Source organism: Caulobacter segnis, assembly GCF_023935105.1.
Taxonomy (GTDB): domain Bacteria; phylum Pseudomonadota; class Alphaproteobacteria; order Caulobacterales; family Caulobacteraceae; genus Caulobacter; species Caulobacter segnis_B.
The window spans coordinates 2,221,757-2,245,768 of sequence record NZ_CP096040.1; the positions used below are offsets into that span (position 1 = coordinate 2,221,757).

The 24,012-nt window shown below is 69.3% G+C and carries 16 protein-coding genes and 2 riboswitches; of the genes, 13 read left to right on the plus strand and 3 right to left on the minus strand.

The features are described from left to right. Nucleotides 1-56 precede the first annotated feature (56 nt). Nucleotides 57-797, minus strand: coding sequence for a GntR family transcriptional regulator (locus MZV50_RS10825; RefSeq protein WP_252634580.1), 741 nt, complete (start codon nucleotides 795-797; stop codon nucleotides 57-59). Between the two features lie 272 nt (nucleotides 798-1,069). Here MZV50_RS10825 and ptsP point away from each other — a divergent pair, with 272 nt between their 5' ends. From ptsP to MZV50_RS10875, 10 genes are all read left to right on the plus strand, one after another. Next, the gene (ptsP, locus tag MZV50_RS10830) at nucleotides 1,070-3,562 is read left to right on the plus strand and encodes a phosphoenolpyruvate--protein phosphotransferase (protein ID WP_436792216.1); all 2,493 of its coding nucleotides are present in this window, start codon (nucleotides 1,070-1,072) and stop codon (nucleotides 3,560-3,562) included. 17 nt (nucleotides 3,563-3,579) lie between these two features. Then, nucleotides 3,580-5,340 carry an N-acetylglucosamine-specific PTS transporter subunit IIBC gene (gene nagE, locus MZV50_RS10835; protein WP_252634581.1) on the plus strand — a complete coding sequence of 587 codons (1,761 nt, stop codon included), beginning with the start codon at nucleotides 3,580-3,582 and terminating at the stop codon, nucleotides 5,338-5,340. A 307-nt stretch (nucleotides 5,341-5,647) separates the two neighbouring features. After that, nucleotides 5,648-8,425, plus strand: coding sequence for a TonB-dependent receptor (locus tag MZV50_RS10840; protein ID WP_252634582.1), 2,778 nt, complete (start codon nucleotides 5,648-5,650; stop codon nucleotides 8,423-8,425). 167 nt (nucleotides 8,426-8,592) lie between these two features. After that, the gene (locus MZV50_RS10845) at nucleotides 8,593-10,887 is read left to right on the plus strand and encodes an alpha-N-acetylglucosaminidase (protein ID WP_252634583.1); all 2,295 of its coding nucleotides are present in this window, start codon (nucleotides 8,593-8,595) and stop codon (nucleotides 10,885-10,887) included. 24 nt (nucleotides 10,888-10,911) lie between these two features. Continuing rightward, nucleotides 10,912-12,027 (plus strand): acyltransferase family protein, encoded by a 1,116-nt coding sequence (locus MZV50_RS10850; RefSeq protein ID WP_252634584.1) that lies wholly within the window; start codon nucleotides 10,912-10,914, stop codon nucleotides 12,025-12,027. 2 nt (nucleotides 12,028-12,029) lie between these two features. Beyond that, on the plus strand, nucleotides 12,030-13,256 hold the full coding sequence (locus MZV50_RS10855) for a histidine-type phosphatase (protein WP_252634585.1): 1,227 nt from the start codon (nucleotides 12,030-12,032) through the stop codon (nucleotides 13,254-13,256). 53 nt (nucleotides 13,257-13,309) lie between these two features. Next, nucleotides 13,310-13,498, plus strand: a riboswitch (cobalamin riboswitch). Between the two features lie 106 nt (nucleotides 13,499-13,604). Then, nucleotides 13,605-14,639, plus strand: a complete 1,035-nt coding sequence (gene cobW, locus MZV50_RS10860; RefSeq protein ID WP_252634586.1) for a cobalamin biosynthesis protein CobW — start codon at nucleotides 13,605-13,607, stop codon at nucleotides 14,637-14,639. Continuing rightward, nucleotides 14,639-18,346 carry a cobaltochelatase subunit CobN gene (gene cobN, locus MZV50_RS10865; RefSeq protein WP_252634587.1) on the plus strand — a complete coding sequence of 1,236 codons (3,708 nt, stop codon included), beginning with the start codon at nucleotides 14,639-14,641 and terminating at the stop codon, nucleotides 18,344-18,346. The genes cobW and cobN overlap by 1 nt, the downstream gene beginning before the upstream one ends. Continuing rightward, nucleotides 18,343-18,963 carry a cob(I)yrinic acid a,c-diamide adenosyltransferase gene (cobO, locus tag MZV50_RS10870; RefSeq protein WP_252634588.1) on the plus strand — a complete coding sequence of 207 codons (621 nt, stop codon included), beginning with the start codon at nucleotides 18,343-18,345 and terminating at the stop codon, nucleotides 18,961-18,963. Before cobN ends, cobO begins: the two co-directional genes overlap by 4 nt. Further along, entirely contained in the window at nucleotides 18,960-19,826 is an 867-nt protein-coding gene (locus MZV50_RS10875; protein ID WP_252634589.1) for an ABC transporter substrate-binding protein, read from the plus strand. The genes cobO and MZV50_RS10875 overlap by 4 nt, the downstream gene beginning before the upstream one ends. Before the next feature lie 5 nt (nucleotides 19,827-19,831). Here the strand turns inward: MZV50_RS10875 and MZV50_RS10880 are convergent, their stop codons facing one another. Continuing rightward, nucleotides 19,832-20,878, minus strand: coding sequence for a HoxN/HupN/NixA family nickel/cobalt transporter (locus MZV50_RS10880; protein ID WP_252634590.1), 1,047 nt, complete (start codon nucleotides 20,876-20,878; stop codon nucleotides 19,832-19,834). Between the two features lie 178 nt (nucleotides 20,879-21,056). Beyond that, nucleotides 21,057-21,274: riboswitch (cobalamin riboswitch) on the minus strand. Between the two features lie 54 nt (nucleotides 21,275-21,328). Beyond that, nucleotides 21,329-22,222, minus strand: coding sequence for an MBL fold metallo-hydrolase (locus tag MZV50_RS10885; RefSeq protein ID WP_252634591.1), 894 nt, complete (start codon nucleotides 22,220-22,222; stop codon nucleotides 21,329-21,331). A gap of 74 nt (nucleotides 22,223-22,296) precedes the next feature. Between MZV50_RS10885 and MZV50_RS10890 the strand changes: the two genes are divergently transcribed. Genes MZV50_RS10890 through MZV50_RS10900 form a run of 3 tightly spaced genes read left to right on the plus strand, consistent with a single transcriptional unit; the run spans nucleotide 22,297 to nucleotide 23,939 of the window. Further along, complete coding sequence (locus MZV50_RS10890) at nucleotides 22,297-22,656, plus strand: ArsR/SmtB family transcription factor (protein WP_252635224.1); 360 nt, start codon at nucleotides 22,297-22,299, stop codon at nucleotides 22,654-22,656. Beyond that, nucleotides 22,625-23,158 (plus strand): rhodanese family protein, encoded by a 534-nt coding sequence (locus tag MZV50_RS10895; protein ID WP_252634592.1) that lies wholly within the window; start codon nucleotides 22,625-22,627, stop codon nucleotides 23,156-23,158. Before MZV50_RS10890 ends, MZV50_RS10895 begins: the two co-directional genes overlap by 32 nt. Nucleotides 23,159-23,162: 4 nt before the next feature. Next, entirely contained in the window at nucleotides 23,163-23,939 is a 777-nt protein-coding gene (locus MZV50_RS10900) for a sulfite exporter TauE/SafE family protein (protein WP_252634593.1), read from the plus strand. The last annotated feature ends 73 nt before the right edge of the window (nucleotides 23,940-24,012 follow it).

Here is a 24,012-nt window from a genome sequence, read left to right on the forward strand (position 1 = left end):
GACGATGATGACGCCGTCAAGGGTGAGCTCCGGGATACGAGAAAGAGAATGGCCGGCTAGACCGGGTCGTTCAGTTCGGCGACGAAGTCGTAGGCGTCGCCGCGATAATAGGATTGCGAGACCTCGACTGCCCGGCCGTCCCGCAGGAAGCCGCGCCGTTCGACCAGCAGGCCGGCGTCCTTGGCCTTCACGCCCAGCAGGGACGCATGCTGGGCCGAGATCAGCACGCCGCGCAGGCGTTGCAGCGCGCGGGCCGGTCGGTGGCCGGTGGCCGCCATGGCCTCGTAGAGCGAGCTCTTGACCGCCTCGACCGAGGGCAGGGCGAAGGCGGCGATCGTGGTGTACTCCACCGCCATCGGCGCGCCGTCGGCGTAGCGGACGCGATGGAAGCGATAGACCGGCGCGCCCGGCGACAGGCCCAGGGTCAGCGACTCCTCGGGCGTCACGGCACCTTCCATGCGCGCGATCCATTCACTGTGCGGCGTGCGGCCGCGCGCGATCATGTCTTCGGTGAAGCAGGTCAGCTTGGAGAAGTTCTTCTCGACCCGCGCGGCGACGAAGGTGCCTGCGCCCTGGCGACGCGTCAGCAGGCCTTCGCTGACCAGCCCGTCCAGCGCCTTGCGGATCGTGATTCGCGAGACATTGAACTCGTCGGCCATGTCGCGTTCGGGCGGCAGGGCGTCGTCGGGCGACAGGATCTTGCCCTGGATCGCCTCGCGCAGCGCGCGCTGCAGCTGCTTGTAGAGCGGGGCGGCGTCCCCGACTCCCAAGGGGCCGATCTGCGTGGCCAGCGACATTAAGAGCGCTCCTGAAGCCGACTCGCTTCCCCGTGAAGCGCGTTGAGGCGGTGGTTGACTAGAAACATACCAATCTAAGTCCTTTTGCAACCGGCCTCATTGTCGCTGGTTCCCAAAACCGCCCTAACGGCCTTGTTGTCAAACGTAATTTACGTGGCCTGACAAAAAGTGGTGTTCAAAGTGGTATTGAAATGGCATGCATGCCTGGCGCGGCGGCACGGCTTTCGCGCTGAAGGTGTAGCGCTCGCCAAGAGCGTGCCGGGGGAGGTTCGATGAGTACGGTGGTCCTGACCGCCCCGCTGCAGGGCTGGGTAGCGCCGTTGGATGAGACGCCGGACGCGGTGTTCGCCGAGCGGATGCTGGGGGACGGGCTGGCGATCGATCCTTTGGGCTCGACCTTGCATGCGCCTTGCGACGCGGTGGTGACGAGCGTGCACCGGGCGCGGCACGCGGTGGCCCTGCGGGCGGCCAATGGGGCCGAGATCCTGATGCATGTCGGGCTGGAGACGGTGGCGCTGGACGGCGAGGGCTTCTCGGTGTTCGTCGCCGAAGGCCAGAGCGTGAAGGCCGGCGAGCCGCTGCTGGGCTTTGATCTGGATCTGCTGGCCCAGCGGGCCAAGAGCCTGATCACCCCGGTGGTCATCACCAATCCGGACGCCTTCTCGATCGTGCGCCGCGACCAGGACCGGGCCGTGGGCGTGGGCGACTTCCTGATGGCGCTGTCGCCGGTCGGCGAGACGGCGGCTGTCACTTCCGCTCCCGCCCTTGAAATCTCCCGCGAGGTGATCGTGCCGCTGGCGCACGGGATCCACGCGCGGCCGGCGGCGCGGATCGCCGAGACGGCGCGGGGCTTCACGGCCGAGACGGCGCTGAGCGTGACCGGCCGCCGGGCCAGCGCCAAGAGCCCGGTGGGGCTGATGGCCCTGGCCATCCGCCATGGCGATGCGATCCAGGTGGTGGCGTCCGGTTCCGACGCCGAGGCGGCGATGGCCGCCATCGCCGACCTGATCGAGAGCGGCATGGGCGAGGGCGCGCCGGTGGCGGCGAAGGCCGCCACGCCAGTCGTGGCGCCCGCCGAGCTGCCGCGCGACGGGATGCTGAAGGGCGTGCTGGCCGCGCCGGGTCTGTCGATCGGCAAGGCGGTGCGGCTGGCGTCGTCGGACATCGCCGTGCGCGAAGCCGGCGAGGGCGCAGCCCACGAGGAGGCGGCGCTGACCGCCGCCATCGCCAAGGTCCGCGCCAGGATCGAAGCCAACGCCCTGACTGGCGACAAGGCCCGCAAGGCGATCCTGGGCGCGCACCTGGCGTTCCTGGAAGACCCTGAACTGTTCGCCGGGGCGCGCCGGCTGATCGGCGCGGGCAAGAGCGCCGGCTTTGCCTGGCGCGCGGCGGTCGGTGGCTATGTCGAGGCCCTGCGGGGCCTGGGCGATCGCCGCCTGGCCGAGCGCGTCGACGACCTGATCGACCTGGAGCGCCAGGTGCTCAGGGCCCTGACTGGCGAGGAGGACGACACCACCGTCCTGGCGCCGGGCTCGATCCTGCTGGCCGACGAGCTCCTGCCTTCGCAGCTGATGGGCGTCGACCCCGGCGTCGTCGCCGGCTTCGCCACCGCCCGCGGCGGCCCGACCTCGCACGTGGCCATCCTGGCCGCGGCCATGGGCATTCCGGCCCTGGTGGCGCTGGGCGGGGCGGTCTTGAGCGTCGAGGACGGCGCGGCCCTGATCCTGGACGCCGATGGCGGGGCCCTGCGGGTGGCCCCCGACGCCCCGGCCCTGGCGGCGGCCCAGACCCAGCTGGCTCATCGCCAGGCGCGCAAGGCTCAGGCGCAAGCCGCTGCCCATGATCCGGCCGTGACCCGCGACGGGACCCGCATCGAGGTGTTCGCCAACACCGGCGCGGTCAAGGACGCGGTGGCCGCCGTCGAGAACGGGGCGGAAGGCAGCGGCCTGCTGCGCACCGAGTTCCTGTTCCTGGACCGCGAGACCCCGCCCGACGAGGACGAGCAGGCCCGCCAGTACCAGGCCATCGCCGACGCGCTTGCCGGCCGGCCGCTGATCATCCGCACCCTGGACGTCGGCGGCGACAAGGCCGCGCCCTACCTGCCGATCCCGGCCGAGGAGAACCCGGCCCTGGGCCTGCGCGGCGTGCGCGTCAGCCTGTGGCGGCCGCATCTCCTGAAGACCCAGCTGCGCGCCATCCTGCGGGTCCAGCCTTTCGGCCAGTGCAAGATCATGGTCCCGATGATCGGGAGCCTGGACGAGCTGCGCGCCGTGCGCGCGGTGCTCGACGAGGCCCAGCGCGAGCTGGGGATCACCGAGCGCGTCGCGCTGGGGGTGATGATCGAGACCCCGGCCGCGGCCGTCACCGCCGACCTGATCGCCGCCGAGGCCGACTTCCTGTCGATCGGCACCAACGACCTGACCCAGTACGTCCTGGCCATGGACCGGGGCAATCCGGAACTGGCCGCGCGGATCGACGCCCTGCATCCGGCCGTGCTGCGAATGATCGACCTGACCTGCCGTGGGGCCGAAAAGCACGGCCGCTGGGTCGGGGTCTGCGGCGGCCTGGCCTCGGACCTGGCCGCCACCGCCATCCTGCTGGGCCTGGGCGTCACCGAGCTGTCGACCACGGCCAGCATCGCGCCGGAGGTCAAGGCACGGGTCCGCGAACTCGACCTGGCCGCCTGCCGCGACCTGGCCCGCCAGGCCCTGAACCAGACGTCCCCCGAGGCCGTGCGCGACCTCGCCAAAGCTTTCGGAAGCTAAGCCCCATGAAGCTTCAGATGAAGTCTCCGCTCGAAATCCTCCAGCCGCTGGGCCGAGCCCTGATGCTGCCGATCGCGGTGCTGCCGGTGGCGGGGCTGCTGCTGCGCCTGGGCCAGCCGGATCTCCTGAACATCGGCTTCATCGCCGCGGCCGGTGACGCGATCTTCTCCAACCTCGGCCTCCTCTTCGCCATCGGCGTGGCCGTGGGCCTGGCGCGTGAGAACAACGGCGCGGCCGGCCTGGCCGGGGTGGTCTGCTTCCTGATCGCCAGCGAAGGGGCCAAGGCCCTGCTGCACGTCCCGGCCGAGGTCACCGCCCATCTCGTCAAGGATCATGCCGACCTGGCGGGCGCGGCCTACAAGGCCAAGGCGCTGGCCAAGCTCAGCGTGCCGATCGGCATCCTGTCGGGGGTGATCGCGGGGCTGTTCTATAACCGCTTTTCCGGCTTCAAGCTGCCCGAGTACCTGGCCTTCTTCAGCGGCCGGCGCTTCGTGCCGATCGTCTCGGGCCTGGCGGGCCTTGTCATGGCCGTGCTGATCGGCTGGGGCTATGACGGCATCAACGGCGGCGTCGACGCGGCCAGCCGCGCCATCGTCGGCTCGGGCGAGCTGGGCCTGCTGGTCTACGGCTTCCTCAACCGCATCCTGATCGTCACCGGCCTGCACCACATCCTCAACAACATCGCCTGGTTCGTGGTGGGCGACTTCCACGGCGCCACCGGCGATCTGCGCCGCTTCTTCGCGGGCGATCCCGCCGCCGGCGGGTTCATGAGCGGCTTCTTCCCGGTGATGATGTTCGGCCTGCCGGCCGCGTGCCTGGCCATGTACCACACCGCCAAGCCCGACAGGCGCAAGGCCGTGGGCGGCATGCTGGTCTCCCTGGCCCTGACCTCGTTCCTGACCGGGGTGACCGAGCCGATCGAGTTCTCGTTCATGTTCCTGGCCCCGGCGCTCTACGCCGTGCACGCGGTGCTGACCGGGGTGTCGATGGCCCTGATGAACGCCCTGTCCGTCAAGCTGGGCTTCACCTTCTCGGCGGGGCTGTTCGACTATGTGCTCAACTTCGGCAAGGCCACCCGTCCGCTGTGGCTGCTGCCGATCGGGGCGGTCTATGCGGCGGTCTATTACGGCCTCTTCCGGGTCTTCATCACCCGCTTCGACCTGAAGACCCCCGGCCGCGAGGACGACGACGTCGTCGCGCCGCAAGCGGTGGCCACCGGCGGCGGGCGCGGGGCCGACTTCGTCCAGGCCCTGGGCGGGGCGGCCAACCTCGTCAGCGTCGACGCCTGCACCACCCGCCTGCGCCTGATCGTCGCCGACCAGGGTGTCGTCAGCGAGCCGGCGCTCAAGGCCCTGGGCGCGCGCGGCGTCGTCAAGCCCTCCGACAAGGCGCTGCAGGTGGTGCTGGGCCCCATCGCCGACGCCGTCGCCGGCGAGATCCGCGCGGCCATGGGCGTCACGCCGGCCCCGGCGGCCAGGCCCGCCGCCACCACGGTCGTCATGCCGGCCAAGCCCGCGCCGTCCATCCTGCCCACAGTCGAGGACGACCAAAAGGCCCAGGCCCTGGTCGCCGCCCTCGGCGGCCCGGCCAACCTGCGCCAGGTGGGGACCTGCTCCAGCCGCCTGCGCATCGTCGTCGCCGACCCCGCCGCCGTCGATGAACCGGCCCTCCACGCCGCCGGCCTGCGCGGCCTCGTCCGCGTCGGCGGCCATGCCCTCCACATCGTCCTGGGCCCCAGCGCCGAACGCGTCGCCGAAGCCATCAAGGGGATCGGGTAGGGCGAGCGCTCACCCTTGGGGAGAGGGGCGTCGCGCACGCTCTCGCCCTGGCTGCGATCGGCTTGGATCGAGGGGCGAGGTGGTCGCAAAAAAGGCATTAAATTGGTATTACAATCGGGATTGACGGGAGGCGCGAAATGGGCGCTAAATAATTAAAACAACATAATAAATCCGACCTTCGGAAAACAAGGGTCGGGTTAGCCCGAATCCTGAGCTGCCTAAGGATCAGACGCCTTATAAAAGTTCAGAGAAATAAGCGACTTAGAGTGTTCGTTGGCTTGGTCCAACGCCTTATACGTCTCTCCGTATGCAGTCCGGAGAGGTACTTGAATGGTCTGCTTCATGCTTATCGGCGAGGCGTTGCAGCGTCCTCGCGCCTAAAGGTTCAAAAAAGGGGGATAACAAGATGATCGAACAGAAGAATCCGGCTTCCGCCACGCGCGGTCGCCACAAGGCTTTCGCCCTGGCCCTGTTGGCCGGCGCCTGCTTCGCCGACGCCGCCCTGGCCCAGACCGCTCCGGCTCCCGCGGCCGAGTCGGTCGACGAGGTCGTGGTCACCGCCTTCCGCAAGAGCCTGGCGACCGCCCTCGAGACCAAGCGCAAGGACATCCGCGTTTCGGACGGCATCTCGTCCGAGGACATCGGCAAGTTCCCGTCGGAAAACATCGCCGAAGCCATCCAGCGCATTCCGGGCGTCCAGATCTCGAACATCAACGGCCGGGGCTCGACGATCAGCATCCGGGGCCTGGGCCCGCAATACGCCCTGACCACGGTCAACGGCCAGGCGTTCAAGAGCTCGAACTTCACCGACGGCTTCCGCTACGACGTCATCCAGACCGAGCTGGCCTCGGGCATCCAGGTCTACAAGTCGCCCACCGCCGACATGGACGCCGGCGGCCTGGCCGGCACGGTCAATATCGACACCGTCCATCCGTTCGACGTGAAGGGCCGCCAGCTGATCCTGGCCGGCAAGCTGCAGAAGCAGGACCTGATCGGCGGCGACCCGACCGGCAAGTACGGCCTGACCTATGTCGACCACTTCTTCGACGGCAAGCTCGGCGTGTTCCTGGGCGGCGGCTATCAGGAGCTGAAGGACCGCGGCGACTATCTGTGGATGGACCGCTGGACCGTCGCCAATGGCACCTACACCCCGGCTCGCCTGCGCTATCGCCGCATCGATCGCGAGACCAAGCGCTCGATGATCAACGGCGCGCTGCAGTTCAAGCCGACCAGCGACCTGCAGGTCGACGTGATCGCGACCTACGCCAAGGACAAGACGACCCAGGACATCCACCAGCAGGTCTTCCTGTTCACGACGCCGTCGGCCTCGAACGTCGTGCCGATCACGGTGACCAACGGCACCGCGACCAAGGTGCAGGTGAACAACTTCCGGCTGGAGAACAACCACCAGTTCGAGAACCGGCCGCAGTCGACCGGCGCCCTGACGGGCAACATCCACTACACCGGCCTCGAGAACTGGGACTTCAAGGCGGTCGGCCACTATTCGCGCGGCAGCGCGCAGCATAACGAAGAGGCCGCGATCCTGGGGATCAACATCCCCAGCGCCACGGTCGACATCAGCAACCCGAAGAACATCGTCTTCACGACGTCGACGGCGCTGACCGATACGGCCCAGTACAATACGGCTACCCTGATCCGGAACACCTATCCGAACGGCGCCTATCGCACGATCGACTCCTACGAGGACGCCGGCCAGTTCGACGCCAAGCGCTACACCGACTTCGGGATCCTCGAGTCCGTCGCCGTCGGCGCCAAGATCCGCAAGGAAGTGCTCAAGCGCTACGTGGTCCGCAAGGACGGCCAGAACACCATTCCGGCCTCGTACTCGCCGACCATGGCCGCCACCGGCATCGCCATCACCAACTTCCTGGACGGCGACATGACCTTGCCGGCCGCCTGGGTGTCGCCGAACCTCGACGTCTATCGCGCCGCGCTGAAGGCCCAGGGCGTTTCGATCTACGAAGCCTTCGACCCGGCCGGCAGCTTCCGCGTCGAGCGTGAGCTGACCTCGTTCTACGCCATGGCCAATCTGAAGGGCGAGGTGCTGTCCAAGACCTTCCGCGGCAATGTCGGCGTGCGCAGCGAAAGCACCGACCAGACCGTGAAGGGCTATATAGGCGGCGCCGCCAACCCGCAGAACACTGAAGTGAAGCTGGTCGCCGGCAACTACACGACCAAGAAGTCCTACGACAACATCCTGCCGTCGGCGAACTTCAGCGTCGACCTGACCGACAACCTGCTGCTGCGCGTCGCCGCGGCCAAGGTGCTGGTGCGTCCGATCATCGACTCCAACAACCAGCTGGCCACCACGGTGACCACCTCGACGGACACCACCGGCCACAAGGTCAACACGATCTCGATCGGTCAGGGCGACCTGAACCCGATGACCGCCAACCAGCTGGATGTCAGCCTGGAGTGGTACTACGGTCAGGGCAACGGCCTGTCGGCGGGCTTCTTCTCGAAGAAGGTCAAGAACGGCGTCTTCACCCAACTGGTCTGCCCGACCGCGTACGAGGGCACGGCGCTGAGCAAGGACGCCAGCGGCGTCTGCGTCTCGGCCGCGGGTGACACCTATTCGATCACCCAGAGCTTCAACGACGCCCGCACGGTCGACATCCACGGCTACGAGCTGAACTGGCAACAGTCGTTCGACGCCTGGCTGCCGATCAACGGTTTCGGCCTGATCGCCAACTACACCCACGTGAACCCGGCGACCTCGACGACCGGCTTCCGTCTGGCGAACCTGTCGGAGCATACCGCCAACGGCACGGTGTACTGGGAAAACCAGACTTTCAGCGCCCGCCTGTCCGCCAACTACCGCAGCGCCTATGACCAGACCTCGGTGGAGAGCTTCTTCTCCGGGCCGCTTGGCCACACGGTCGCCGCGCGGACCCAGTTCGACCTGAACCTGGGCTACAACTTCAACGAACACCTGAGCTTCGCATTCGCGGCGATGAACATCAACAACGCGCAGGAGAAGGCCTACCTCGGCAACTCCAGCCGCTGGCAGATGTCGTCGGCCACGGGCCCCAGCTACTACCTCTCGTTCCAATACAAGATGTAGCGACTTCGGCGCGGCGCCCGCGTCCTCCCTTTGGCGCCGTGTCCTCCCCGGGTCCCGCCGCCGCTCCACCGGAGCGCGCGGGACCTTTTCTCCTGGCGCCCGCCGCTCCATTCTCCTGAGCGGCGGGCGTCCTTTTCGCAAGATTCCTTCCTGAGACCTCGAGGCCGATGACCGCAGACCTGAACCGACGCCAGGCGCTGGTCGCCGCGATCGCCGCCGCCGCCGCGCCGTCCGCCTTCGCCGCCAGCCCGGCCAGCGGAACCGCCGCCGCGAAGGCCAGCCTGGATCGTCTGTTCGGCAAGCGTCTGGCCGGCGCGGCCCTGACCCTCAAGTCTGGCGCGGGGCAGCCCTGGTATTCGGTGACCGGCAAGGGCGGCCAGGTCGCGATCGCCGGCGACAGTCCCGTGGCCTTGGTTCGCGGGGCCTATGCCTATCTGCGCCAGGCGGGTCTGGCCCATGTCAGCTGGGAAGGCGACCGGGTCGCCCAGGGCGGCGTCTTGCCCGCCGTCGCCACCGGAAAGGTCGAGACCCCGTTCCGCCACCGCGCCTATCTCAACACCTGCACCTACGGCTACACGACCCCCTGGTGGGGTTGGAAGCGCTGGACGCGCGAGATCGACTGGATGGCGGCGCACGGCGTCGACATGCCGCTGGCCATGGAAGGCCAGGAATATGTCTGGCGGGCCCTGTGGCGCGAGTTCGGCCTGAGCGAGGCCGAGCTGGCCGACTATTTCTCCGGTCCCGCTTTCACGCCCTGGCACCGCATGGGCAATATCGAGGGCTATCGCGCGCCGCTGCCCACCAACTGGATCGACAAGAAGAAGACCCTGCAGACCCAGATCCTGGGCCGCATGCGGTCGCTGGGCATGACCCCGATCCTGCCGGCGTTCGGCGGCTACGTGCCCAAGGCCTTCGCCCAGAAGAACCCCAAGGCCCGCATCTACCGCATGCGGCCGTGGGAGGGCTTCCACGAGACCTACTGGCTGGATCCGGCCGACCCGCTGTTCGCCAGGATCGCGGGCCGGTTCCTGGCGCTGTACACCCAGACCTACGGGACCGGGACCTACTACCTGGCCGACTCGTTCAACGAGATGCTGCCGCCGATCAACGCCGACGGGGCCGACGCCCGCGACGCGGCCTATGGCGACGGGACGGCCAACACGGCGGCGACCAAGACCAAGGTCGAGGTCGATCCGGCCCTGAAGGCCCAGCGCCTGGCGGCCTACGGCAAGGCGATCTACGACTCGATCCGCCAGGCGCGGCCTGACGCGGTGTGGGTGATGCAGGGCTGGCTGTTCGGCGCCGACAGCCACTTCTGGGACCCGGCGGCGATCTCGGCCTATCTGAGCCGGGTTCCCGACGACAAGCTGATGATCCTGGACATCGGCAACGACCGCTATCCGGCGGTGTGGAAGAACGCCAAGGCCTTCGGCGGCAAGCCTTGGATCTATGGCTATGTCCATAACTACGGCGGCAGCAATCCGGTCTATGGCGACCTAGACTACTACCGCCAGGACATTCCGGGCATCGCGGCCAATCCCGACAAGGGCAAGCTGGCCGGGTTCGGCATGTTCCCCGAGGGGCTGCACAACAACTCGATCGTCTACGAGGCGGTCTACGACCTGGCCTGGGGCGCGGGGCAGGATAGCACGGCGGCCTGGCTGTCGACCTACGCCCGCTCGCGCTATGGCGAGACGACGCCGCAGCTGGACGCGGCCATGGGCCTGCTGGTCCAGGGCGCCTATTCGACCCGCTACTGGTCGCCGCGCTGGTGGAAGAGCAAGGCCGGGGCCTATCTGTTCTTCAAGCGGCCGACGGCCGGCGTCGCCGACTTCCCGGCCCATCCGGGCGACCGCGCCAAGCTGGACGCGGCCGTGCGGGCGTTGACGGCCCAGGCCGACGCCTATGCCGACCAGCCGCTGTTCGTGCTGGATTTGGTCGACGCGACGCGGCATCTGGCCAGCCTGGAGATCGATGACCAACTGCAAATCGCCGTGGCCGCCTATCGCGCTGGCGATGTCGCCGCCGGCGATCGCGCGCGGGCGCGGATCGAGGCGTTGGCGCTGCGGATCGACGCGCTGCTGGGCGTCCAGCCCGAGACCCTGGCGACCTGGATCGACGACGCCAAGGCGTATGGCGACACCCCGGCCGACGCGGCCGCCTATGTCGCCAACGCCAAGGCCCAGGTCACGGTGTGGGGTGGGGAGGGCAACCTCAACGACTACGCCTCCAAGGCCTGGCAGGGGCTGTATCGCGACTTCTACCTGCCGCGCTGGTCGCGGTTCCTCGACGCGCTGAAGGCGGCCGGGACGGGGGCGTTCGACGAGGCGGCGGTCACCAAGGACGGCATCGCCTGGGAACGCGCCTGGGTCGCCGCCGACAGCGTCTATCGGCGCGAGCCGCCCGCCGATCCCGTCGCCGGGGTCAGGGGGCTGATCGCGCGCCTGGACCAAGCCCACTAGAAGAACACCAAAGGGGGGGAATGAATGACCAAACCCGCGCGCTTCCTGTCCCTGGATGTCTTCCGGGGACTGACGGTCTGCCTGATGATCGTCGTCAATACGATGGGGCCGGGCGCCAAGGCCTACACCCAGTTGGTGCATGCGCCATGGTTCGGGTTCACGGCGGCGGACGCGGTGTTTCCGTCGTTCCTGTTCGCGGTCGGCTGCTCGATGGCCTTCGCCTTCTCGCGGGCGATCCCGTTGGGCGAGTTCGCGGCCAAGGTGCTGCGGCGCGGGGCGCTGATCTTCTTGCTGGGTTTCCTGATGTACTGGTTCCCGTTCGTCCACAAGGTCGACGGGCACTGGGTCGGCAACCCGCTCTCAGAGACGCGGGTGTTGGGCGTGCTGCAGCGGATCGCGATCTGCTACGTGCTGGCCGCCTTCGCCGTTCGGTGGCTGTCGCCACGCTGGATCGTCGTGCTGTCGGCCGTGCTGCTGCTGGGCTACTGGGCGATCCTGATGGCCTTCGGCGATCCGGCCGCGCCGCTGTCCAAGCTGGGCAACGCCGGCACCCATCTGGACCTGTTGCTGATCGGCCAGAACCATCTCTATCGCAAGGATGGCGGCTTCGATCCCGAAGGCCTGCTGGGCGCGCTGCCGGCGACGGTCAACGTCCTGGCCGGCTACCTGGCAGCGCGCGTCCTGAAAGAGAATGTCGGCGACCGCAAGGCCGTGATCCGGATGGCCCTGGCCGGCGTCGTTCTGATCGCCGCCGCCCTGGCCTGGAACCCGGCGTTCCCGATCGCCAAGAAGCTGTGGACCGGCAGCTTCGTGCTGCTGACGGTCGGCATTGATCTGATCGTTCTGGCCGGGTTGACCGTGCTGCTCGAGGGCAAGTCGCCGAACCCGGCGACGCGCTTCTTCCAGGTGTTCGGCCTCAATCCACTGGTGATCTACCTGTTCTCGGAACTGTTCGTCGTCGTCCTGAACATGATCGAGGTCGCGCCGGGCATGGGCGTCTATGGCTGGATCGGGATCCATGTCTTCCAGGCCCTGACGCCGGGCGCGCTGGGCTCGCTGCTGTGCGCGATCGCCTACATGCTGGTCTGTTGGCTGCTGGGCTATGTCATGGACCGTCGCGGCATCGTGGTGAAGCTGTGAGCATGCGCTTGTCCATACGGCTCGCCGCTCTCGCGGCCGCCTTGCTGTCGGCGACGTCGGCGCTGGCCGCGCCCTCGGGCGATCGCCTGGAAAAGGTGGTCATCCTCAGCCGCCATGGCGTGCGCGCGGCGATGTCGACGCCCGAGCGGCTGGGCGAGGCTTCGGCCAGGCCGTGGCCGCGCTTCGATGTTCCGCCGGGGCACCTGACCGTACGGGGCGGCCGGATGGTCACGCTGATGGGCGACTACTATCGCCAGCTCTACGCGGCCGAAGGCCTGCTGAAGGCCGGTGACTGTGGCGCGGCCTATTACTGGGCCAACGTCACCCAGCGTACGATCGCCACCGGCGAAGCCTACGCCAAGGGGCTGATCCCGACTTGCGCCAACACCGTCCATACGGTGGGCGAGGGCAAGGACGATCCGATGTTCGAGCCGGTCAAGGCCGGCGTCGTCTCGCCCGACAAGGCCTTGGCCAAGGCCGCCGTGGCCGGCCGGGCCGGCGGCGATCTGACCGCCTGGAGCGCCAGTCACCGCCAGGAAGTCGAGCAACTGGACGCCTTCCTGATGCAGTGCGGCAAGGGGCCGTGCCCACCCGCGCCGGGCAAGCGCCGCGCGCTCGACGCCAAGCCCGGCTTCGTCGATGGCGAGGATCTGGTCAGCCTCTCGGGGCCCGAGGCGTTCGCGTCAGGCGTCACCGAGAGCCTGCTGATGGCCTGGGCCGACGGCGGCGACTTCGCGGGTCTGGGCTGGAAGGGCGTCGACGAGGACGCCCTGACCCGGACCTTCTTCCTGCACCAGGCCGAGTTCGACCTGCGCCTGCGCACGCCCTATGTGGCCCAGGCGCTGGCGGGGAATATCACGGGCCGGATTCTCGACTCCCTGGATGGCGGAAGCGCGCCGATCGGCCCTTCCGACGCCAAGGTCGTGGTGATCGCCGGTCATGACGGCACCCTGGCCACGGTCGGTGGGCTGCTGCGGCTGGAATGGACGCTGCCGGGCTATCAGCCCAACCAGATCCAGCCGGGCGCGGCCCTGGTGTTCGAGCGCTGGCTGCGAGCCGATGGCGTCCGGGTGATCCGGACGCGGTTCACCGGCCAGAGCCTTTCACAACTGCGCGCCGCCACGCCCCTGACCCTGGCCGCGCCGCCCTGGCTACCCCGGTGTTCATCCCTGGCTGCAGCACCGCCACGCCCGCCTTCGACTGTCCGGTCGCGCGCCTGCGCGAGGTGACCGCCGGGCGCTGAGCCGCCCTGGCGAGGCCTTGACCCCGCGGGCGGCGCGGCCTACGCCCTAGGTTCGAAGGCATGGGGGCCGCGAGGCCTCCGGGAATGCGGTGTGAAACCGCGGCTGCCCCCGCAACTGTGATCGTCCGTCGATCCTCACGGCTCAACGCCACTGGGACCTCGCGTCCTGGGAAGGCGCCGCGAGGGGAGGGCGTAAGCCAGGAGACCGGCCTTCGTGACCATGAAGCAGGCCGGGCGGGGTGCACCGGTGCGGTAGAGCACGACCCGCGCGGCCAGACGCAACGGGTCCGCGCGCCGTCACGTCCCCCGTCCGCCCCAGGCGGAGGCGAGGACGATGGCGAGAATTCCCACCACGGTGGTGACCGGCTTCCTGGGAGCGGGCAAGACCACCCTGATCCGGCATCTGCTGGAGAACGCCGGCGGCCGGCGTCTGGCCGTCGTGGTCAACGAGTTCGGCGACGTCGGCATCGACGGCGAGATCCTGCGCGGCTGCGGCGTCGAGGGCTGCGCGGACGACGACATTCTGGAACTGGCCAACGGCTGCATCTGCTGCACCGTCGCCGACGACTTCCTGCCGACGCTGCGAAAGCTGATCGACCGGCCCAATCCGCCCGAGCATATCCTGATCGAGACCTCGGGCCTGGCCCTGCCCAAGCCGCTGGTCAAGGCCTTCACCTGGCCGGAGGTGCGCACCCGCGCGACCGTCGATGGCGTGATCGCCATGATCGACGCCGACGCCGTGGCGGCCGGTCGCTTCGCCCATGACGAGGCCGCCTTGGCCAAGGCGCGCGAGGCCGATCCGACCCTTGATCACGACACCCCGCTGGAGGAGCTGTTCGAAGAACAGCTGGGCTGCGCCGATCTTGTCATCCTCAACAAGACCGACCTGATCGACGCTCAGACCCTGGCCCGGGTCGAGGCTTCGCTGGCCGAGCACCTGCGCCCGGGCGTCAAGGTGGTCCACGCCCGCCAGGGAGCGCTGGACCCGGCCGTGCTGCTGGGCCTGGGTGTCGCGGCCGAGGACGATCTCGACAGCCGCAAGTCGCACCATGAAGGCGAGGACGATCATGATCACGACGACTTCGACAGCTTCGTGGTGCGCGGCGGCGTCGTGGGTGACGTCGATGTCCTGACCGCGCGCCTGAAGGGGGCGCTGGAAGCCCACGACATCCTGCGCCTCAAGGGCGTGGTGGCGGTCCAGGGCAAGCCGGCCCGCCTGATCGTCCAGGCTGTCGGACCGCGCATCCAGACCTATTTCGACCGGCCTTGGCGCGAGGGCGAGGCTCGCGCCTCGTCGCTGGTGGTGATCGGCGAGAAGGGGCTGAACGCGGAGGCCATCGCTCCGCTGATCGCGGCCATGATCGCCTGATGCATCTGCTCGCTGTCCAGCCGGGCCAGGTTCTCGACGGCGAGGAGGCGGTCGACCTGGGGCAGAGCCCCGGCGATATCGTCGTCCTGTCGGCCGCCGACAGCGACCTGGCGTGCCTGTCCCAGGCGCTGGCCGGACTGCCCGACGATTTCCCGACCGTCCGTCTGGCCAATCTGCTGCGGCTCAAGCATCCGCTGTCGGTGGACCTGCATGTCGAGCAGGTGATCGACAAGGCCCGGATCGTCGTCGCGCGGCTGGTCGGCGGACGGGCCTACTGGCCCTACGGCCTGGACGAGATCGCCGCGTCGTGCCGGCGGCGTGGGGCGCTGTTCGTGGCGCTGCTGGACGAGGAGGTCGACCGCGAGGGGCGGGACGTGTCCATCGCTCCGCACGAGGTCTGCGACCGGATCTTCGCCTATCTGCGCCAGGGCGGGATCGGCAACGCCCGCAACCTGCTCCTCTACGCGGCCGACCTGATCGGCCAGGCGCGAGGGGCTTGGAGCGAACCCGCGCCGCTGTTGGACGCCGGTTTCTACTGGCCGGGCCAGCGGGTCACGGACCTGGCCGGCCTGCGCGCCGCGTGGTCGCCCGATCGGCCCAAGGCGGCGCTGGTCTTCTACCGGGCCCTGATGGCGGCCGGGACGACCCAGGCGATCGACGCCCACGTCACGGCTCTGGTCGCTCGGGGGTTCGACGTCGCGCCGATCTTCGTTCAGAGCCTCAAGACCCCGTTCGCTGCCGATCTGGTCGCCGAGACCTTCGCCCGGATCGCGCCGGATGTCGTGCTAAACGCCACGGCCTTCGCGGTGTCCAGTCCGGGCGACGACCGCCGAGCCAGCCCGCTGGAAATCGGCGACGCGCCGGTGCTGCAGCTGGTGTTCGCAGGGCTGGACCGCGCCGCCTGGGAAGCCAGCGCGCGGGGGCTGGGCGCGCGAGACCTGGCGATGAACGTCGCCTTGCCCGAGCTGGATGGGCGGGTGCTGGCCGGCGCCACGGCCTTCAAGGCGGCCCTGCGCCACGATCCGCGCACGCAGTGCGATGTCGTCAGCCACGCGCCGGCCGAGGATCGCATCGCCTTCGCGGCCGACCTCGCGCGGGCGTGGGCGGACCTGCGGCGCGCGCCGACGGAGCAGCGCCGCGTCGCCCTGGTGCTGGCCAACTATCCCAATCGCGACTCCCGCCTGGGCAATGGGGTGGGCCTGGATACGCCGGCCAGCGTCGCGGCCATTCTGGCGGCGCTGAAGGGGCGCGGCTACGCCGTCGAGGGCGCTCCGGAAAGCGCCGACGCGTTGATGGTTCGCCTGCGGGCGGGCGTGACCAACGCGGGCATGGCCGCGCGCGCCGCCGGGCCGGTGCTGAGCCTCGACGCCTATACGGCCTTCTTCGCGACCCTGCCGGCGGCGACGCGCGCGGCGGTGACCGAGCGATGGGGCCAGCCCTGGGGCGATCCGTGGTTCGACGCCCTGGCCGACGGCTTCCGTCTGCCGGTCCACGTGTTCGGCAACATCGTCGTCGGCGTGCAGCCGGCGCGCGGCTACAACATCGATCCGAAGGCGACCTATCACGACCCCGACCTGGTCCCGCCGCATAACTACCTGGCCTTCTATGCCTGGCTGAGGACCGCGTTCGGCGTCCACGCGGTCGTCCATGTCGGCAAGCACGGCAATCTGGAGTGGCTGCCGGGCAAGGCCCTGGCCCTGTCGGACGCTTGCTTCCCGCAGGCCATCGCCGGTCCCGTGCCGCAGCTCTATCCGTTCATCGTCAACGATCCGGGCGAGGGTACCCAGGCCAAGCGGCGGATCGGCGCGGTGATCATCGACCATCTGACCCCGCCTCTGACCCGCGCCGAGAGCTACGGACCTTTGAAGGCGCTGGAGGGTCTGGTCGACGAATATTACGAGGCCGCCGGCCTGGACCCGCGCCGGCTGAAGCCGCTACGCGACGAGATCCTGGCCCTGGCCGCCAGCCAGGGACTGGACATCGACTGCGGCATGGACCTGGCCGACGAGGATCAGGCCCTGTCGGCGCTGGACAACTATCTGTGCGACCTCAAGGAGATGCAGATCCGCGATGGCCTGCACGTCTTCGGAGCTTCGCCCGAGGGCCGGCTGCGCGACGACCTGATCGTGGCCCTGGCTCGAACGCCGCGCAGCCTGGGCAAAGGACGCGAGGCTTCGCTGTTGCGCGCCCTGGCCGACGATCTGGCGTTGGGCTTCGACCCGCTGGACGCCCGAATGGGCGAAGTCTGGACGAGCGCGCGGCCGGCGGCGTTGGTCGCGCTCTCGCCCGATCCTTGGCGCACGATCGGCGACACGGTCGAGCGCCTGGAACGGCTTGCATCCACGATGGTGGCGGGCGGCGAGATCGATCCGGCCTGGACACGGACAGCGGCCGTTCTTGACGAGGTGCGCGAGCGGCTGCTGCCGCGTGTCGAGGCGTGCGGGCAGGCCGAGATGGCGGCGCTGCTGGCGGGGCTGGACGGCTGCTTCGTCGCGCCGGGACCGTCGGGCGCCCCGACGCGGGGACGACCGGATGTCCTGCCGACCGGGCGCAACTTCTATTCGGTCGACACGCGCGCCGTGCCAACGCCCACGGCCTGGCGCCTGGGCTGGGCCTCGGCCCAGCTGCTGGTCGAGGACCACCTACAGCGGGTCGGCGACTATCCCAAGGCGGTGGCGCTGTCGGCCTGGGGCACGGCCAACATGCGCACGGGCGGCGACGACGTCGCTCAGGCCCTGGCGCTGATGGGCTGCCGGCCGACCTGGGAGGCGTCCACCGGCCGGGTGACGGGTTTTGAGATCCTGCCGCTGGCCACGCTGGGGCGGCCCAGGGTCGACGTCACGCTGCGGATCTCCGGCTTCTTCCGCGACGCCTTCGGGCCGCAGATCGACCTGCTGGACAGCGCCGCCCGCGCCGTCATGGCCCTGGATGAGTCAGCCGAGGACAATCCCGCCGCCGCCCGCTTCCAGGCGGAGGGCGGCGACGCGGCGGCCGGGGCGCGGGTGTTCGGCTCCAAGCCTGGGGCTTATGGCGCGGGCCTCCAGGCGCTGATCGACGAGAAGCTCTGGACCGATCGCGCCGACCTGGCCGAGGCCTTCCTGGTCTGGGGCGGCTGGACCTATGGCGCGGGCGGGGAGGGCGAGGCGGCCCGGCCGCTGCTGGAGCGTCGCCTCTCGGCCGTCGACGCGGTGATCCACAACCAGGACAACCGCGAGCACGACCTGCTGGACAGCGACGACTACTACCAGTTCGAGGGCGGGCTGACGGCGACGGTGACCCAGCTGAAGGGCGTCGCGCCGCGTGTCTATCACAACGACCATTCGCGACCCGAGCGTCCAGTGATCCGTACGCTGGAGGACGAGATCGGCCGCGTCGTTCATGCGCGGCTGGTGAACCCCAAGTGGATCGCCGGGGTCATGCGTCACGGCTACAAGGGCGCGTTCGAGATCGCCGCCAGCCTGGACTACCTGTTCGCCTTCGCCGCCACGACCGGGGCGGTGCGCGACCACCATTTCGACCTCGCCTACGCCGCCTTGCTGGCCGACAACGACGTCGCCGCCTTCATGCGCGACGCCAATCCCGACGCCCTGCGCGAAGCCGCCGAACGCCTGCTGGAGGCGATCGCGCGCGGTCTGTGGCGGCCGAAGTCCAACAGCGCCGCCGAACGCCTTCACCAACTCGCCCAGATCCAGGAGACCGCCCGATGACCGACGCCACGGCCGACGCCGACCTCAACGCCAAGCACAACGCCAAGATGGCCAAGATCCAGACGGCGCGGGCCAAGATGATGGCCGAGCGTCAGATCGAGAAGGGCCTGCTGATCGTCAACACCGGCACGGGCAAGGGCAAGACCACGGCCGCCCTGGGCATGGTCTGCCGCGCCATCGGCCACGGCCAGAAGGTCGCCGTCATCCAGTTCGTGAAGGGCGCGCTGAAGACTGGCGAGAAGGTGGTGTTCGACGCCTTTCCCGACCAGGTCGAGTTCAAGCCGATGGGCGAGGGCTTCACCTGGGACACCCAGGACCGCGCCCGTGACATCGCCGTGGCCCGCGAAGCCTGGGATGCGGTCAAGGCCCGCATCGCCGATCCTGAGATCGACATGGTGGTGGCCGACGAACTGAACATCGTGCTGCGCTACGAATACCTGCCCGTCGACGAGGTGGTCGCGGCGATCGTGGGCAGGCCCGAGGGCAAGCACGTGATCGTCACCGGGCGCAATGCGCCCCAGGCGCTGATCGACGCGGCCGACCTGGTCACCGACATGACCCTGGTCAAGCATCCGTTCCGGAGCGGGGTGAAGGCCCAGGCGGGGATCGAGTTTTGACCGACGCCTTGACCCGCCGGACCCTGGCGGCGGGCCTGTTGTTCCTGTCCGGCGGCGCGGCCGAGCCGGCGCCACACCGTGTTGTGTCCATCGGCTCTTGCCTGGACCCGATCCTGCTGGCCCTGGCCGATCCCGGCCAGATCGCGGCGCTGAGCCATTTCGCCCGGGATCCCCTGACGTCGACGGTCACGGAGCAAGCGCGACGCTTCGCCGTCACCCACGAGGGCGCAGAGGAGGTGGTGGCGCTGGATCCTGACCTGATCCTGGCCAGCAAACGCTCGGGCCTCTACGCCCGCACCGCCCTGAAGGCGCGCGGCCTGCGGGTCGAGGAGTTCGACATGCCCAACACCGTCGAGGCCAGCCTGCAGCAGGTGCGCAAGATCGCCGCCCTGGTCGGCCGCCCCGATCGCGGCGAGGCCCTGATCTTGCGCATGGAAACGGCCCTGGCCGCCGTCGCGCCGAAACCCGGTGAGCCGCGGCTGCGGGCGCTGGTCTATCAGTCCGGTGGACTGGCGGCCGGACCCGCGACCCTGCTGGGCGAGATGCTGGAGCGCTGCGGCTTCGAGAACGGCGCGGCGCGCTATGGCCTGCGCAAGTGGGGATCGGTGTCGCTGGAGCGGGTCCTGGCCGACCCGCCGCAGGTGCTGCTGGCCGGCGCGCGGGCCGAGGGAGCGCCCACCTGGGCCGATCGCGTCATCGACCATCCCGCGCTGGAAAGCCTGCGACCGCGCACCTTCCGAGCCGGCTTCCCCCAGAAGCTGATCTATTGCGGCGGGCCGGTGCTGATCGAGACCGCCAAGGTCCTGGCCAAGGCGCGGCGGCGGGCCGAGGCCTGGGCCCGCCAGCGCTCCTTGCGCGACTGACCGCGTCACGGGCGCGGCGTCGCCCGCACCTCCATCGCGTCGAAGCCGCGCCAACGATAGATGGCGAACGAGCCCAGCCAGGCGACGGCGAATATGCCGATGACGATATAGCCGAGCAGGCCCATGTGCTCGGAGATGGCGCCGGCCACGTCCCAGAGACCCCCGGTCAGGGCCAGCTTCTCGGACAGCAGGGCCAGGGTCTGGACCGTGCCGATCACCACGGCGATGACGACGGAGATCAGGGTGATCACCAGGTTGTAGTAGAGCTTGCGCATCGGCTTGACGAAGGCCCACTCGTAGGCCCCCAGCATCATCACCCCGTCGGTGGTGTCGACCAGCGCCATGCCGGCCGCGAACAGGGCGGGGAACACCAGGACCACGGCCAGGGACAGGCCGTCCGACGCCTGACCGGCGGCCAGGCCCAGCAGGCTGACCTCGGTGGCCGTGTCGAATCCCAGGCCGAACAGGAAGCCCAGCGGGGCCATGTGCCAGCTCTTGGTGATGATCTTGAACAGCGGCCGCACCAGGCGCGAGACCAGGCCCCGGTCGGCGAGCAGCAGGTCGAGATCCTCCTCGACATAGGCGCCGGTGCGGCGCGCCTGGGTGAAGGCCTTCCAGACTCCGCGCAGGATCACGAGGTTGATCGCGGCGATGCCGAACAGGAAGAACGCCGAGATCGACGTCGCGACCACGCCGCCGACGCCCTTGAAGGTCTCGATCTCGGACAGCGCGCCGGCGGCCAGGGCGATCAGGATCGCGGCGATCACCACCACGGCCGAATGGCCCAGGGCGAAGAAGAAGCCGACCCCCACGGGACGCTGGCCGTCCTGCATCAGCTTGCGGGTGACGTTGTCGATCGCGGCGATGTGGTCGGCGTCCACGGCGTGACGCAGGCCGAAGCTGTAAGCCAGCAACGCCGTTCCCAGCAGCATCGGCTTGTCGTGCAGCAGCGCCAGCGCCCACAGCCACGCGCCGACATTGGCGGCGACCAGCAGGCCGTAGACACCGATCAGGCGACCGCGCAGGGCGCCGGGTGAAATCAACTTGGGCATCTTCATCCCCGTCAGCGCCTGGGCGACATGACGAGGGGCCTCCACCGCGCGGACGCGCGATGGCCGACACCGGCGGCGTGGGCGCTGGACGGCGCGCGCCGGACGTCGGAGCGGCCCTTCGCCGCTCGTTCGTCGCTCAGACGGAACACCGTGCCGCGGCCATCCCCTGGGCCAGGGCAAGAGCGACCCGACGCCGGCAGGTCTCCTGGCTCGCGGGTCGTCGCGCTTCGCACGCCTTCCCAGGCCTCGAAGAGGCCCAGTGGCTGGCCCTGTGGGGCCGAGTGCGTCGCGCTATCCGCTTACAGTTGCAGGGACAGCCGCGGATTTGGAGGCCAGGCCTCCGCACCGCATTCCCGATTAAGCTCCTTTCGGAGCACCGGCGCGATCACGGCGATGGAAGCTCCACCGCCGATAACGGCAGTAGGCCAAAAGCCGCCGGGCGCCAAGGTTTCACCCGCCTTTGCCGCGACCAGGCCTGGGCTCGGCGTCCGCTCGTGTCACGGGCAAGCGCAGGAACACCTGTCCGGCTGGGGTGGGGTCGGGCAGGGCGCCGGCGCGGATGTTCACCTGCAGGGACGGCAGGATCAGGGTCGGGGCCGACAGGGTGGCGTCTCGCGCCGTCCGCATGGCGACGAAGGCGTCCTCGTCCAGACCATCCCGCACATGGATGTTACGGGCGCGCTCGTCGGCGACGGTCGTCTCCCACCGATGATCCGAACGGCCTTCGGGAAGATAGTCGTGCCCGACGAAGATGCGGGTCTCCGGCGGCAGGGATAGCACCTTGCGGATCGACCGATACAGGGTCCGCGCGTCGCCGCCCGGAAAATCGGCGCGGGCGGTTCCATAGTCGGGCATGAAGAGCGTGTCGCCCACGAAGGCCGCGTCGCCGATCGTGTAGGTCATGCAGGCGGGGGTGTGCCCAGGCGTATGCATCGCGCCGATCGTCAAGGCGCCGAGGGTCAGGACGTCGCCTTCGTTGATCAGCACGTCGAAGACAGAGCCGTCGTCGGAGACGTCGGCCTCGAACACGGGGATGAAGGTCTTCTGCACCTCGATGATCCGGGCGCCGATCACCACCTTGGCGCCGGTCTCGTGGCGGATGTAGTCGGCGGCCGACAGGTGGTCGGCGTGGGCGTGGGTCTCCAGCACATAGGCCAGCTTCAGACCTCGCGCCCGAATAGCCTCCAGCAGGGTGTCGGCTGAACGGGTCGAGAGCTTGCCGGCCTTGGGCTCGAAATCCAGCACGGGATCGATGATCGCGGCCCAGTGGGTGGCCGGATCGGCGACGATGTAGCTGGCGGTGAAGGTGGCGGGATCGAAAAACGCTTGAACGTCGGGTCGCATGGCCGGAGCCTCCGATGGGCGAGATCCTTTATATTAGATCTTGCTAAATTAGATCAAGCTAATATATGGCGTTCATGTTCGATCTCTCGCGTTTCGATGTCAGCCAGTTCGAGGCCAGCGCCGCGCAGGCCGCCAAGCTCCTGCGCGCCTTGGCCAACGAGCGGCGGCTGATGATCCTGTGCCAGCTCGCCGATGGCGAACGGACGGTGGGGCAGATCCAGCCCCTGGTCGGCCTTTCGCAGTCGGCGCTCTCGCAGCACCTGGCGGTGCTGCGGGACGAGGGCGTCGTGGCCTCGCGCCGCGAAGCCACGAGCGTCTGGTACCGGATCGCCGATCCCGCCGCCCTCAAGGTGGTCGGCACGCTCGCGGAGATCTTTTGCCCTCCAGCGGAGAACGCCGCCCATGACCGAGATTCTGCATCCTCTGACGCCTGAAGAGGCCGCCCGGCGCCTGGCCGAAGGCCGCGCCGTTCTGATCGATATCCGCGAGCCCGACGAGTTCGCCAGGCGTCGTGCGAAGGGGGCGTTGTCGCGCCCGCTGTCCACCCTGGACGCCAGGGGCCTGGGGCTGCCCGATGCGCGCGAGGTGATCTTCACCTGCCGGTCGGGCATGCGCACCGGCGCCAATGGCGAACGGCTCGTGGCCGCCTGCGGGCGTCCGGCTTACGTGGTGAAAGGCGGCCTCGACGCCTGGGACGGCGTTGGCCTGCCGGTCGAGATCGATGACAAGGCGCCGCTGGAAATGATGCGCCAAGTCCAGATCGCCGCCGGGTTGCTGGTACTGGCGGGCGTGATCCTGGGGCTGACGGTCTCGCCCTGGTTTCTGGGCTTGGCCGGGTTCGTCGGCGCGGGCTTGACCTTCGCGGGGGCCACCGGCTTCTGCGGCATGGCGCGGCTGCTGGCCCTGGCGCCCTGGAACCGTCCGGCGGCGGCGTGAAGCCATGGACGCCAGCCTTCTCGCGGCCGTCCTGAGCGGGGCGATCGTGGCGCTGCTGCTGACGCTGTTCGGTGGCGGCGGCTCGGTGCTTGCCACGCCCTTGCTGCTCTATCTCGTCGGGGTTCGGGACCCGCACGTGGCGATCGGGACCTCGGCCGCCGCCGTGGCGGTGAACGCCGCCGTCGGCCTAGCCGCCCAGGCTCGGGCCGGCCGCGTCAAGTGGCCCTGCGCCCTGACCTTCGGCGCGCCGGGCCTGCTGGGTTCGCTGGCCGGCGCGCACCTGGCCAAGGCCGTGCCCGGAAATCACCTGCTGGCCGCGTTCGCCCTGGCCATGGCGGCGGTCGGCCTGTCGATGTTTCGCGCACCAGGCTCGCCGGGCGACCCGGATGTCCATATCGATCCGGACAAAGCCCTGCGGCTGGTTCCCGTTGGGACCGCCACGGGCCTGGCGGCGGGCTTCTTCGGGATCGGCGGCGGGTTCCTGATCGCGCCGGGCCTGATGGCGGCCACGGGCATGACGCTCGCGAACGCGACGGCCTCGTCGCTGGTGTCGGTCACGCTGTTCGGCGCGGCGACCAGCGTCAGCTACGCGGCGTCGGGACTCGTGGACGGGCCGCTGTTCCTGGCCCTGATCCTGGGCGGTGGCGTGGGCGTATTGGCGGGCGCGCGCCTGGCGCCGCGTCTGGCGTCGCGCGCCTTGCTGGCGCGTCGGCTCTTCGCCGCCATGATCGTCGCGACGGCCGTCTATGTGCTCTGGCGCGCGACGGCGGGCCAAGCGTGACGCCCTCGCGCGAACGGGCCGGAGGCTTAGGCTAGAAACCGTCTCCTGCGATCGTCTCGCAGGAGGCGCCTAA

Bases quoted from the DNA above. Each gene is read 5' to 3' on its own strand.
- cobN (WP_252634587.1), top strand. From the start codon at position 14,639: ATGCATCTGCTCGCTGTCCAGCCGGGCCAGGTTCTCGACGGCGAGGAG.
- MZV50_RS10850 (WP_252634584.1), top strand. From the start codon at position 10,912: ATGACCAAACCCGCGCGCTTCCTGTCCCTGGATGTCTTCCGGGGACTG.
- MZV50_RS10840 (WP_252634582.1), top strand. From the start codon at position 5,648: ATGCAGTCCGGAGAGGTACTTGAATGGTCTGCTTCATGCTTATCGGCG.
- MZV50_RS10825 (WP_252634580.1), bottom strand. From the start codon at position 797: ATGTCGCTGGCCACGCAGATCGGCCCCTTGGGAGTCGGGGACGCCGCC.
- nagE (WP_252634581.1), top strand. From the start codon at position 3,580: ATGAAGTCTCCGCTCGAAATCCTCCAGCCGCTGGGCCGAGCCCTGATG.
- ptsP (WP_436792216.1), top strand. From the start codon at position 1,070: ATGAGTACGGTGGTCCTGACCGCCCCGCTGCAGGGCTGGGTAGCGCCG.
- MZV50_RS10880 (WP_252634590.1), bottom strand. From the start codon at position 20,878: ATGCCCAAGTTGATTTCACCCGGCGCCCTGCGCGGTCGCCTGATCGGT.
- MZV50_RS10845 (WP_252634583.1), top strand. From the start codon at position 8,593: ATGACCGCAGACCTGAACCGACGCCAGGCGCTGGTCGCCGCGATCGCC.
- MZV50_RS10890 (WP_252635224.1), top strand. From the start codon at position 22,297: ATGTTCGATCTCTCGCGTTTCGATGTCAGCCAGTTCGAGGCCAGCGCC.
- MZV50_RS10885 (WP_252634591.1), bottom strand. From the start codon at position 22,222: ATGCGACCCGACGTTCAAGCGTTTTTCGATCCCGCCACCTTCACCGCC.
- MZV50_RS10895 (WP_252634592.1), top strand. From the start codon at position 22,625: ATGACCGAGATTCTGCATCCTCTGACGCCTGAAGAGGCCGCCCGGCGC.
- cobW (WP_252634586.1), top strand. From the start codon at position 13,605: ATGGCGAGAATTCCCACCACGGTGGTGACCGGCTTCCTGGGAGCGGGC.
- MZV50_RS10855 (WP_252634585.1), top strand. From the start codon at position 12,030: ATGCGCTTGTCCATACGGCTCGCCGCTCTCGCGGCCGCCTTGCTGTCG.
- cobO (WP_252634588.1), top strand. From the start codon at position 18,343: ATGACCGACGCCACGGCCGACGCCGACCTCAACGCCAAGCACAACGCC.
- MZV50_RS10900 (WP_252634593.1), top strand. From the start codon at position 23,163: ATGGACGCCAGCCTTCTCGCGGCCGTCCTGAGCGGGGCGATCGTGGCG.